The organism is Komagataeibacter oboediens (assembly GCF_003207815.1).
GTDB classification, from domain to species: Bacteria; Pseudomonadota; Alphaproteobacteria; order Acetobacterales; family Acetobacteraceae; genus Komagataeibacter; species Komagataeibacter oboediens.
The window spans coordinates 1-11,272 of sequence record NZ_NKTX01000069.1; the positions used below are offsets into that span (position 1 = coordinate 1).

13 protein-coding genes are annotated in these 11,272 nt (G+C 59.2%); 6 read left to right on the forward strand and 7 right to left on the reverse strand.

The genetic code is table 11. The annotated features are described in order from the left end of the window. Positions 1-433: 433 nt before the first annotated feature. Positions 434-1,522 (forward strand): MFS transporter, encoded by a 1,089-nt coding sequence (locus tag CFR80_RS14995; protein ID WP_258367848.1) that lies wholly within the window; start codon positions 434-436, stop codon positions 1,520-1,522. 102 nt (positions 1,523-1,624) lie between these two features. Here CFR80_RS14995 and CFR80_RS15000 read toward each other — a convergent pair whose 3' ends face one another. From CFR80_RS15000 to CFR80_RS15025, 6 genes are all read right to left on the reverse strand, one after another. Beyond that, positions 1,625-2,272, reverse strand: a complete 648-nt coding sequence (locus tag CFR80_RS15000; RefSeq protein ID WP_019086846.1) for a glutathione S-transferase — start codon at positions 2,270-2,272, stop codon at positions 1,625-1,627. Between the two features lie 103 nt (positions 2,273-2,375). Further along, entirely contained in the window at positions 2,376-3,266 is an 891-nt protein-coding gene (locus CFR80_RS15005; RefSeq protein WP_019086847.1) for an aldo/keto reductase, read from the reverse strand. A gap of 48 nt (positions 3,267-3,314) precedes the next feature. Next, positions 3,315-4,028, reverse strand: a complete 714-nt coding sequence (bdcA, locus tag CFR80_RS15010) for an SDR family oxidoreductase (protein WP_019086848.1) — start codon at positions 4,026-4,028, stop codon at positions 3,315-3,317. Then, positions 4,025-4,477: an SRPBCC family protein gene (locus CFR80_RS15015; RefSeq protein ID WP_010517516.1), complete on the reverse strand. Its 453-nt coding sequence runs from the start codon at positions 4,475-4,477 to the stop codon at positions 4,025-4,027. The genes bdcA and CFR80_RS15015 overlap by 4 nt, the downstream gene beginning before the upstream one ends. Positions 4,478-4,508: 31 nt before the next feature. Further along, on the reverse strand, positions 4,509-5,270 hold the full coding sequence (locus CFR80_RS15020; RefSeq protein ID WP_110507623.1) for an SDR family NAD(P)-dependent oxidoreductase: 762 nt from the start codon (positions 5,268-5,270) through the stop codon (positions 4,509-4,511). Positions 5,271-5,419: 149 nt separating this feature from the next. Further along, entirely contained in the window at positions 5,420-6,067 is a 648-nt protein-coding gene (locus tag CFR80_RS15025; RefSeq protein ID WP_010517522.1) for a TetR/AcrR family transcriptional regulator, read from the reverse strand. Between the two features lie 105 nt (positions 6,068-6,172). On the opposite strand from CFR80_RS15025, the gene CFR80_RS15030 reads away from it, so the two are divergent. The 3 genes from CFR80_RS15030 to CFR80_RS15040 all read left to right on the forward strand — a co-directional run bounded on the left by CFR80_RS15030 (position 6,173) and on the right by CFR80_RS15040 (position 8,921). Beyond that, positions 6,173-7,534 carry an MFS transporter gene (locus CFR80_RS15030; protein ID WP_258367847.1) on the forward strand — a complete coding sequence of 454 codons (1,362 nt, stop codon included), beginning with the start codon at positions 6,173-6,175 and terminating at the stop codon, positions 7,532-7,534. After that, positions 7,417-7,851 (forward strand): nuclear transport factor 2 family protein, encoded by a 435-nt coding sequence (locus CFR80_RS15035; RefSeq protein ID WP_258367849.1) that lies wholly within the window; start codon positions 7,417-7,419, stop codon positions 7,849-7,851. Before CFR80_RS15030 ends, CFR80_RS15035 begins: the two co-directional genes overlap by 118 nt. Positions 7,852-7,949: 98 nt before the next feature. Then, the gene (locus CFR80_RS15040; RefSeq protein ID WP_110507624.1) at positions 7,950-8,921 is read left to right on the forward strand and encodes an IS1595 family transposase; all 972 of its coding nucleotides are present in this window, start codon (positions 7,950-7,952) and stop codon (positions 8,919-8,921) included. A 31-nt stretch (positions 8,922-8,952) separates the two neighbouring features. Here the strand turns inward: CFR80_RS15040 and CFR80_RS15045 are convergent, their stop codons facing one another. Continuing rightward, the gene (locus tag CFR80_RS15045; protein ID WP_042710900.1) at positions 8,953-9,699 is read right to left on the reverse strand and encodes an SDR family oxidoreductase; all 747 of its coding nucleotides are present in this window, start codon (positions 9,697-9,699) and stop codon (positions 8,953-8,955) included. Between the two features lie 151 nt (positions 9,700-9,850). Here CFR80_RS15045 and CFR80_RS15050 point away from each other — a divergent pair, with 151 nt between their 5' ends. Next, positions 9,851-10,765 (forward strand): helix-turn-helix domain-containing protein, encoded by a 915-nt coding sequence (locus CFR80_RS15050; RefSeq protein WP_010518361.1) that lies wholly within the window; start codon positions 9,851-9,853, stop codon positions 10,763-10,765. 141 nt (positions 10,766-10,906) lie between these two features. Then, on the forward strand, positions 10,907-11,272 hold a 366-nt coding region (locus CFR80_RS15055; RefSeq protein ID WP_146221669.1), incomplete at its 3' end, for a transposase.

Below are 11,272 nucleotides of genomic sequence, written 5' to 3' on the forward strand. Positions count from 1 at the left end.
TTCAGCATGAAGGCCATCGTGAACCCGTTTCTCAGAAAGGGGTCGTTTTTGGCTGCCTGTCCCCCTTCCGAAGGGGTCACTTTTCCATGCCGCTTAACAGCGAAACACCAGACTTGGATGGATCCCATACTGTGCAGCCACCTCCCTTATTGGGCGTCGGCTCTCGTAGGACGCGATGACCACTCGCGCGCGAAATTCAGGGGCGTGCCAGCGGCGGCGATCCGAAACGATCTCGATCCGCGAGGCGTCCGCCAGCCTGTCCCGCTCGCCTGTCTCTCTACCGCTCCTTTGGAGCCTCTCTGCGGTACTACCTGCGACACTCGCAGGTAGTACCGCGTCCCTATCTCTTAAATCGCTCATGCTTCATAGCTGAACAAGACCAGAAGTATTCAGCAAGGCGTCAGTCGCCGGGAGCTTACGCCTGCGTACCGGAATTGCGTCCCTCTCTCCCATCCTAGACCGGATCGAACGAACTCTTGCCATCTCCAACGCCGAACTGGGCTTGCTGACCACGCTTCCAGTCCTGTGCATGGGCGGCCTGTCTCCGCTTGGGCATATGCTGGAACGGCGACTTGGCCTGAAACGCTCCATGATAATGGCATTGGCGCTTCTGACGATCGTCCTGCTCCTTCGCCTCGATGGTGGCAGCTATGGACTGCTGCTTTTCACGGCCGTCGGGGTGGGCGTAGGCGACGCGATCATCCGGCCATTGCTGTCGGGTTTCATCAAGGGTGAGTTTGCCTCTCGCGCGCCTGCGGCCATGAGCGTCTATGCCGCCAGTATGGGCGTGGGATCGGCCGTGGCCGCTTTCGAAACGCCCCGCATCAGTGACGCCACCGGGAGCTGGCCGCTGGGTCTGGCTTTCTGGGCGCTTCCCACGGCACTCGCCGGGTTTTGCTGGATACTATGGCGTGAAGATATTGCTGCGCCTGCGCGCTCCGCGTCACAGCCCTCTCTCACGATCAGCCGGAGCGGCATTCTTGGACTGACGCTGTTCTTCGGTCTTCAGGCCGGGATCAATTACGTCGCAATAGCGTGGCTGCCGTCGCTGTATGGTGCCTTTGGATATTCCGACCATATGACAGGCTTCCTTGTCGCCATCATGATGCTGTTCCAGACGGGCATCAGTTTTGGCATGCATGTCATCATGCACGCTCTGAAACTTACAACCATCAAGGCCGCCCTGATTTTTTCCGGCCTCGCCATCCTGGGGTCACTTAGCCTGCTGCTCGCAAAGCCGGTGCCATGGCTGGCACCTTTAATGATCGGGATTGCGACAGGAGGCCTGTTCCCGATAGCGCTCCTCCAGCCTCTGGATTTCGCGCGCGACAGATCAGAGGCGACACGGCTGGCCGGGCTAACCCAGACGGGTGGCTATCTGCTTGGCGGTATCCTACCGTGGATTACAGGTTTGCTGATCGATCAGCTCGGCGTTGTCTCGGCGCTCCTGACGTTGCTGACTGGTAGCGCAGGCTTGCTTGCTGTGGTTACGGTGCTGATCCAGCGCACTTATCAGAAATGATACAGCCCGCCACGAATGTCTGCTTTCAGCTTCCTTCTGGAAATATCCGGGTATCCCGAATGAGGACAGACGCTATCTATCCGTTCGGGGTTACTTTGCGCGTCAGTGCTTTGGCGGAACAATTGCCAGTTGCGCCCGGACACTTGGACGCTCCTGCGTCCGCGCGAACCAGGCTAAAAGTGCTTCACACTCCTGCGGGATCGGCAATTCTACGGCTTTGGCGAATATAAAACCCCCGATGACTGCGATATCCGCCATCGAGAAAGTCTCACCAGCTATGAAAGGCTGTTTTCTCAGCACCCCATCAAAGTAATGCATCCCGCGCAGGGCCTTATCGCGCTGGCGCAGGCCCCATTCCCGGTTCTGGTAGACTTCCACATCGGGACCAAGACCGGGTGTGGCATGATGAAAATAGACGCTGATGGCATCCAGCATCTCGATCTCGGCACGTTTTGTCATCATCTGGATTACGCCCTTCTCAAGCGGCGTTCGACCGGTCAGCGTGGGTTCCCCGACAAGCGCATCAAGATAGACCGTGATCGCCGTACATTCAGCGAGGCAAATTCCATTGTCCAGTTCAAGAACTGGCAGCGTTCCAGAATAATTCTTGACGAGAAAACCAGGTGTCCTGTGTTCTCCCTTCCACAGGTTGATCGGCACAAATTCAACGTCGGATAGAAGATTCTTTTCCGCCAGAGCAATGCGGACACGGGCCGGATAGGGCCCGGTGGGCCAGTCATAAATTTTCATTGCAGCAGCCTTATTGGCATCGAAAGCGAAAATGTCAGGGGTCCGTCCGGACAATCCCCCCGGCCTCTCGGCACTGGAACGGTGACTGTCCGGGGTCCCTCCCCTACCGCGATGACTGAAACGCCTTGCGGCCTTCTGAATTTAATGCCGCGAAATCTTCATCGGACAGTGTGATGCTGGCAGCAGCGACATTCTGCTCCAGATGCGCGACCTTCGAGGTGCCGGGGATTGGCAGCATCACCGGGCTGCGTTTCAGGACCCATGCCAGTGCGATCTGGCTCGGGTGTGCGCCGTATTTGCCTGCCATGGTGTCCAGAATTGAGCCGGGCTTCGCGAGGTCACCGGCGGCGAGCGGAAACCAGGGGATGAACCCGATATTCTGCGCGGCGCAGTAGTCGAGCACGTCCTCGCTGGTGCGATCGACGAGATTGTAGCGGTTCTGGACGGTGGCTACGTCAAAGAACTTTGACGCAGCCTTGATGTCATCGACAGAAACCTCACTCAGTCCTGCATGCCGGATCAGTTTCTGGTCGATGAAGGATCTGACCGCATCGAACTGCTCATCGGCCGGGACCTTGGGATCGATCCGGTGCAACTGCCACAGATCGATCTGTTCGACGCCGAGGTTACGCAGGCTCTTGTGCACCTGCTGCAGCAGGTATTCCGGCCGCCCGACCGGCTTCCAGATGTCCGGCCCTGACCGGGTCAGACCACCCTTGGTCGCGATCACAAGGCCCTTGCGGTACGGGTGCAGCGCCTCCCTGATCAGCCATTCCGAGACATCCGGCCCGTAGGAATCTGCCGTATCGATGAAGTTGACGCCGAGTTCGGGAAGGCGCCTCAGCGTGTGGATGGCCTCGCCGTGATCGACAGGCGGTCCCCAGATGCCCGGGCCTGTGATGCGCATCGCGCCAAAGCCAAGCCGGTGGACGGCGAGATCGCCGCCGATCGTGAAAGTGCCCGCATTGGCGGCATGAGCGGATGAATGGGTCATGGTCCTCATTCCTTTTTTCCAGCGAATGGGTGGGGATCAGTCATTCCGTCAGGCTGCAAAGCCGCCATCAATGTTGTATGCAGCCCCCGTGATGATGCCAGCCTCGGGCCCAGCAAGATACGCGACCAGCCCCGCGATCTCCGCGCCCGTGGCATGGCGCTTGATCGCCATGAAGTCGTGCATCACGTCCTTCAGCGGCCCATCGGCAGGGTTCATGTCGGTATCGGTAGGGCCGGGCTGGACAACGTTGACGGTAATATTGCGCGCGCCGAAATCACGCGCCAGTCCCTTGACCATGCCTTTCAGTGCCGCCTTGCTGGCGCTGTAAGCGGCAAGGCCAGTCATCGGCATCCGGTCTGCATTGGCGGAGCCGATCAGGATGATGCGGCCGCCGTCGGGCATGGTCCGTGCGGCGGCAACCGCCGCGTGATAAGGCGCGTGGGTATTGATGCGGAAAAGCCGGTCGATGGCATCCGGCGGCATGTCCAGCGGATCACCCGCGCCAAGAATTCCGGAATTGACGACCAGCACGTCCAAGGGGCCGAGCGAGTTGATCAGCGCGATGAGGGCATCCCGGTCGCCACTGTCAGCACGCATGGCCCTGCTTCCGGTCTCGGCCGCCAATGCCTGGGCGTCGTCAGGCGAGGACAGATACGTGAAAACGACTTTCGCGCCATCCGTTGCGAAGCGACGCACGATGGCGGCGCCAATCCCGCGACTGCCGCCCAGCACGAGAACGGATTTACCATGAAAGCTGGTCATGACCGTGTTTCCCTTAACGCCAGAATTTCCGCCAGCCGTTCGAAGGCTGGCTGGTAGATGTGTGTCGGCATCCGGGCCTCCATGCTGGCTGCGTGTTCGGCAGCCGCTTCGAACTGGCCGCGCCAGCGGATAAACATGCGATCGCCATCCGTTATGGGCAGAAGCGTGATGGTCGAGCGGTAGTTCCGGATCGGCAGAGCCGATTCAATGATCGAGAACGTCACCGCATGATCCACGTCCGACAGCGCCAGAAGCTGTTCACAGATCACACCGACATCGCCCATTTCAACACGGCGGATTGCGCCGACACGGTCCCCGGGATCATCGCCTTCGATCACGCAGCTTTTCACACCCGGCAACCAATTTCCAAGGGCACCAAAATCACGGATCAGCCCCCAGACGGACGAAACGGGTGCATTGATGACGCTGCTGGCCATAACGTTAATCATACGGATTCTCCCTGCCCTTTTCTGTGTGGGATCAAAGTGACTGGCCTCCCGTTACTTCAATGCGCTGGCCGTTCACCCAGTGCATGTCGTCGGACAGGAGGCCACGGACCGCCGCCCCAATGTCGTCGGGCTGGCCGACGCGCCCCAGCGGCGTGATCTCCGCGAGGCTTTTGTTAACCGTGGCATCATCACGGACCAGACCGCCGCCAAAGTCCGAGGCCACCGCGCCGGGGGCGACCGCATTGACCGTAATGCCCCGCGCGCCCAGTTCCTTTGCCATATAGAGCGAGATGACTTCGGTTGCGGCTTTCATGGCTGCGTAAGGACCATGATCCGGCAGATAGAAGCGCGTCGCGGCAGAGGTGATGTTGAGAATGCGGGCACCATCACGGATCAGCGGAAGAAGTGCTACCGTCAGCAGGTACGGACCCTTGAAGTGGATATTGTACTGATTGTCGAGCTGTTCGGACGTTGCGGCGTCGAAGCGGATGTGGATGATGTTGCCGGCGTTCTGGACAACATAATTCAGCCCCCCCCGCCCGAACCCGCTTGCAAGAAGGGCTTTGACCCGCCCTGCAAACTCCGTGAACGACGCATGGTTCGCGATGTCCAGTTGCAGCATACGCAGCTTTGCGTCCTCGTGGCTGAGGGCGGTTTCGGCTGCTTTCGCCTCGTCTTCATTAGCGTGATAAGTGCCGATCACGCTGATGCCGACGGCCGTCAGATGCCTGGCGATACTGTAGCCGATGCCGCGATTGGCGCCCGTGACAAAGGCGATTTTTGATGTGCTCATGATCGGATTCCTTGAGGAGACATGGCGTTGTGTTCCGTAAACGCCACTTCCATACCAATCGATCCATAATAGGGACACGAAGCAGGGTCAAGGATTTGTGGACCGACCGATATGGAATTTCGTGCCGGGTCCGGATCGTCTCGCCGCTGTCAGTCCGTCAGCTTTTTCTCAGGCCGCTTTGCTGTTCCCCGTTTCACCGCGTTGATATCCCATAATGTCAGCACAGATGTGACAGCCGCATCCAGAGTGTCCGGACGCATCCCGTCCCGGGCTTCGCATGTCATGCCGTGGAAGAAAGTCGTGAGAATATCGGGCAGCACATCTGTCGCCGGGGATGCGTTCAATTCACCATTGGCAATGGCGCGCTCTACACAGGCCCTGATGCCGGTGCGCGTGCGCTGTCGTTCCGCCGCAAGAAGCGCCTGAACAGGTTCGTTTTCAGGTGAGCAGTTGCTGGCACCGCACACGACCAGGCACCCGGTCGGATGGGTGCGGGCAGACTGCATGCGCGCCGAGCCGCGCAACGTCCGTTCGATGGCCTCGCGCGGGGGCAGGCTTTCATCCCATAACGGCGCCATAACCTGCCCGTATGTGGCCAGATAACGCTGCACGACTTCGCGAAACAGGGCTTCCTTCGAGCCGAAGGCGGCATAGAAACTCGCAGGCGAGATATTGCCCATGCAGGACTTGAGCTGCGTCAGGGAGGTCGGCTCATACCCCTGCGCCCAAAAGAGCGCCGTGGCGGCGTCAATCGCCCTGTCGCGGTCAAACTCACGGGGACGCCCAGTCCGCGCCATGTCATCGTTCCTTCCGAAAGACTTCCATATTAAGTGATCCATAAGTGATTGCCAAGGCTGCTATCGCCCTATATATGTATCAAACGATCCATATATGAGCACCCCATGAACCCGACCATCACAGTGCCCACGCAAAAAAACGACGCACGCCTTCCGATTGCCGGCCTGCTCGCGCTGGCCATGACCGGCTTCATCTGCATCATGACCGAAACCCTGCCGGCAGGTCTGTTGCCCGAGATTGGCGCGGGTCTGCATATTTCCCCGGCGCTCGCCGGGCAGATGGTGACGGCCTATGCCATAGGCTCGCTGAGTGCGGCGATCCCGCTCACACTCGTCACGCAGCGATGGCGGCGCAGGCGGGTCCTCCTGCTGGCGATCATAGGCTTCGTGGTGTTCAATTCCATCACCGCGTTTTCGACGCATTACGGCACGACCCTTGTGGCCCGGTACGGAGCGGGTGCTGCGGCGGGTCTCGCCTGGGCATTGCTGGCAGGGTATGCGCGCCGGATGGTCACGCGCGCCCAGCAAGGGCGTGCTTTGGCCATCGCCATGGTGGGCACGCCGATCGCACTCTCGCTGGGGGTTCCCGCCGGGACATGGTTGGGCGCTGCCGTTGGCTGGCGGCTGGCTTTCTGGATCATGTCGGGCCTGACCGTGCTGCTGATCGCATGGGTGCTGGCGAAGGTTCCTGATTTTCCGGGTGCTGCGCATGATGAGCGTCTGCCGTTCCGGCATGTTCTGTACATGCCGGGCGTGCGGTCTGTTCTGGGCGTGGTGATGGCGTGGATGCTCGCGCACAATGTTCTCTATACCTACATCGTGCCATTCGTGACACCGGCCGGACTGGCGGGACAGGCAGATCGCATCCTGCTGCTGTTCGGGGTCGCTGCCCTTGTCGGCATCTGGCTGACCAGCCGCACGGTCGATCACGCCCTGCGTCTGTCTGTTCTGCTCAGCCTCGCCATATTCGCGGTCGTGGCAGGGGCTTTCGCCATCGGATCAGCGTCGCCTGCGGTGATTATGATCGGTGTCACGATATGGGGGCTGACATTCGGCGGGGCCGCGACGTTGCTCCAAACAGCACTGGCCGATGCGGCCGGCGATGGTGCGGACGTCGCGCTGTCGATGAATGTCGTGGCGTGGAACAGTGCCATCGCCGGCGGGGGCCTTCTGGGTGGCGTGCTGCTCGACACATGGGGGGCGGCATCGTTCCCCTGGGCGGTGATGGGGGTGTCAAAGGCGTCCTTCTCTTCTACCCTGTGTGGGGCTATCGCTTTCACCATCACTTTTAACCCTGCTCAACCATACGGAACTTATCCATGTCACGACCGCCATTCCCGCCCTTTGATATTGAAAGTGCGACACGCAAGGTCCGGCTTGCCGAAGATGCCTGGAATTCCCGGAACCCGGAACAGGTGGCGCAGGCCTATACAGTGGATAGCCAATGGCGCAACCGGGTGGAATTAATCCATGGGCGCGATCAGATCGTGGCCTTCCTGACACGCAAATGGAACGGGGAGCGCGAATACCGCCTGATCAAGGAACTCTGGGGTTTCCGCAATAACCGCATGGCTGTCCGTTTTGCCTATGAATGGCATGATGATGCGGGTCGGTGGTTCCGGTCCTATGGCAATGAACTGTGGGAATTCGATACCGCCGGGCTTATGCGCCGCCGGGTCGCATCGATCAATGACCTGCCGATAGAGGCCGGAGACCGACTGTTCCATTGGCCTGCGGGAAGACGCCCCGACGATCATCCGGGGCTGTCCGACCTTGGACTTTAATGTCCTGAAAGAAATTGCTCTCGCCAAAGTTCTTTCCCGCTTATCAACAAAACGGCACGCCCTTACAGGGCGTGTTTTAACATCCCATATGAACTTGAGTGGCTGGAGTTCTGGTGATGTTGAATGTCATGAAGGGTCTGACAGACCTTGAGTTCGAGCGTCTCTACAGCACGGAAGAGGTCTGTATCGAGGCGTTGATGGTGGCGCGTCGGGAGGCTGGGATGGCCTGCCCGTCCTGCAGTCACACCCGCAATTATCTTTGTGGCCGCCGGGTAGGCTGCACATGCTGCAATCGTCGCTGGTCGGTCACGGCCGGCACGGTGATGAGTGGCACGAAACTTCCGCTCACGATCTGGTTCCGGGCCATGCACATCATGACCAGTACCAAACAAGGTGTCTCGGCCATCGAACTGGGGCGTCGGCTAGGCGTGAGTTATCCGACGGCGTGGTATCTCGCCAAACGCCTGCGCCGCGCCATGACCGAACGTGAAGCCCGTTATCTTCTCGGTGGTTCAGGTCCGGACGGTGCCCCCGTCGTGGTCGAGGCAGACGATGTCTATCTGGGTGGCGAGCGAAACCAGGGCTCGGGTCCGGGAGGCAAGACCAGGATGATCGCCGCGACCGAGCGGTATGAGGGCGGCCGTATGGGCCATGTCGCCATGCGGACGGTGGTCGGCTTCACCAGCAGGGCGGTGCGGGCATTCGCCGATACCTGCCTCATGCCAGCCGTCAGGGTTCATACCGACGGCCTGAAGGCTTTTCTGGCCTTCGGCACACCTGCCAGATCCCATGTGGTCACTGTCAGCGGCAGCAAACGCCCCTCCCGACAGCGCACCGCGCCCTTCCACGGCCTCAACACCGCCATTGCCAATCTGAGCACGGCCCTCAAGGCAACGCATAAGGCCATCGCCCCGCAGCACACATCCGATTATCTCGGCGCCTTCTGCTGGACCACCAATCGAAGACACAACATGTTCGGTATGATCCCGGCCGCATGCCGCGCCGTCGCGACGTCTTCAATCCTCACGCGCCGACGTGCATATGCCGAAATTCCCGTGCTGCTTGGTTGATAAGCGGGAAGTTCTTTCATGATTCCGACCCTCACCATCCCTGTTCGGTGGGCAGAACAAACAGTTCTGCGACATCCATTCGGGATGGTGCGTTCAGCGCAAACAGGATCGTGTCAGCGATGTCTTCGCCTTCCAGATAGGTCATGGAAGCAGCCAGATCATCCATCTGCTTGCGGTAAGTGGCATCTGTAATCTGCTCGTACAGTTCCGACTTCACGGCACCCGGTTGAATGCAGGTGACGCGGATATTGTGCTTTGGCCCGATCTCCATCCTGAGTCCATCGGAGAACGCTGCGACGGCGGCCTTGGTGGCGCAATACACGGCCAGACCGGTAAAGACTTTCCGGCCCGCAATCGAGGACATGTTGAAGATATGGCCCGAATGCTGTGCGATCATCTGTGGAAGAACCGCCGCCACTGCATTGAGGACACCAGACACGTTTACGTCCACCATACGCTGCCATTCATCCACTTTCAGGCTGTCAACGTTGGACAGGGGCATCAGGCCCGCGTTGTTGACCAGCACATCAATCCTGCCGAACCGGGCGATGAGGAAATCTGCCGCAGCCTTGCATGACGCCAGATCTGTCACGTCGGTTGGAAGGGCAACGGCTTTGCCGCCTACCCCGGTGATTTCCGTCACCAGTGCGTCCAGACGGTCCTTGCGCCGTGCTGCCAGACCGACAATAACGCCTTCTGTCGCAAGTTTGCGTGCTGTTGCCGCGCCTATCCCGCTGGAGGCTCCGGTAACAAGAGCGACCTTACCTTTGATACTCATGATAATCTCCACACAATCTGTTTAAAAAGATCAGAAAACATGTAGAGACTACGGGAACTGGCTTCTCTCGTACTCTTGCTGAAACCATTGTGATTTTGCGATTTTGTAAGTTGATCGGGACAATTCACGGCACGGCTGAAAGGTAAACCGGATGTTGCATCCGCATCGTTCTTCGCTGCATGCCGCCAGTTATGCCCTGGAGGACCGTATTCCGGGCCGAAAGATCGCGCAAAGCCAGGGAGGGGCATGGAAAGAGGCAGAGGCGCAGATATTCCACCGACCGCAACACGAAGATGAAGTGCTGGTCCCGGCCGTGGCCGAGCCCTTACTTGTCTGGATCATCTCGGGAGAAGCGCAGATCGAGGAACGAGAACTGACCGGTGAATGGACGAAAAGTGAGGTCGGATCGGGATCATTCTTCCTGACACAGACCAATGCGCCTTATCTCATGCGCTGGCAGGCCGATCCGGACCGTCCGTTTGAAGTCCTGCATCTTTATCTGGGGCTTACTCTGGTGAACCGGGCCGCCCGATCGTTGGAGCTGAATCCATCACGGCTCTCCATGTGCGACATTTCCGGTGTGCAGGACGCATTCATATCTGGCGTGCTGACAGGCCTTACGGCCGAGATCCAGACGCCTCATTCGGCCAGTTCGCTATTTGTGAATGGACTTCTGGAAAGTCTGACCGTCCATCTTCTACGTCATTATGCACAGACACAGCCTTCGCTCACGTCCAGACCCGCACAACTGCCAGCGTGGAAGCTACGTAAGGCGCTGGATCATATGGAGGCCCATCTCGCCGAACCGTTCGACCTCGATTTTCTGGCCAAGTTGTGCGGGATGAGTCGGTTTCATTTCAGCCGGTCATTTCACAACACCATGGGGCAAAGCCCGTCACGCTGGTTTATCCGGCGGCGTGTGGACCATGCGAAGGAGCTTCTGTCACAGACCAACAGGTCCATCATCGAGATCGCCCTGACCAGTGGCTATGAGAGTGCGAGCCATTTTGCACAGATGTTTCGCAGGGAAACCGGCATCAGTCCACGCGACTTCAGGAAGCTATGATGAAGACGGATAAGGCGGCTATTTACCTCCCTGCTTTAAATTCCTTGACCAGATAGCAGTTAAGGCAGACCTAAAAGGTCGCCTTTAGCAGCCTGTCGGGTTGGGGTACCCAGTGAAGGGGTAAGGTTGTAAGGTGGTGAGATGAGCAGCTTCATCCCGTTTGACCGGTCTCAGCCGTATCTTCTGCCGCCTGATCTGAAGTCGTGGCTTCCTGCTGACGATATGGCGCATTTCATTGTCGCAGCCGTCGAGCGGGTTCCGATGCGTGCGTTCTGCGTGCCAGCGCGCACGGGTGGCAAGGCACAGTACCATCCGCGTCTGATGCTGGCCCTTCTGATCTTCAGCTATGCGAACGGGTTGTTTTCCTCACGCCGGATCGAGCGGGCGACATATCGCGACATCGGGGTGCGCTTCGTGGCGGCGAACCTGCATCCGGATCATGATACGATTGCGACCTTCCGCCGGACGAACCGGACAGCCATTGAAGCTGCATTTGCGCAGGTCCTG

What these genes read in the sequence shown, in the direction of transcription:
- CFR80_RS15050 (WP_010518361.1), top strand. Translation starts at nt 9,851, where the DNA reads ATGTTGCATCCGCATCGTTCTTCGCTGCATGCCGCCAGTTATGCCCTG.
- CFR80_RS15000 (WP_019086846.1), bottom strand. Translation starts at nt 2,272, where the DNA reads ATGAAAATTTATGACTGGCCCACCGGGCCCTATCCGGCCCGTGTCCGC.
- CFR80_RS15005 (WP_019086847.1), bottom strand. Translation starts at nt 3,266, where the DNA reads ATGACCCATTCATCCGCTCATGCCGCCAATGCGGGCACTTTCACGATC.
- CFR80_RS15025 (WP_010517522.1), bottom strand. Translation starts at nt 6,067, where the DNA reads ATGGCGCGGACTGGGCGTCCCCGTGAGTTTGACCGCGACAGGGCGATT.
- CFR80_RS15045 (WP_042710900.1), bottom strand. Translation starts at nt 9,699, where the DNA reads ATGAGTATCAAAGGTAAGGTCGCTCTTGTTACCGGAGCCTCCAGCGGG.
- bdcA (WP_019086848.1), bottom strand. Translation starts at nt 4,028, where the DNA reads ATGACCAGCTTTCATGGTAAATCCGTTCTCGTGCTGGGCGGCAGTCGC.
- CFR80_RS15030 (WP_258367847.1), top strand. Translation starts at nt 6,173, where the DNA reads ATGAACCCGACCATCACAGTGCCCACGCAAAAAAACGACGCACGCCTT.
- CFR80_RS15015 (WP_010517516.1), bottom strand. Translation starts at nt 4,477, where the DNA reads ATGATTAACGTTATGGCCAGCAGCGTCATCAATGCACCCGTTTCGTCC.
- CFR80_RS15020 (WP_110507623.1), bottom strand. Translation starts at nt 5,270, where the DNA reads ATGAGCACATCAAAAATCGCCTTTGTCACGGGCGCCAATCGCGGCATC.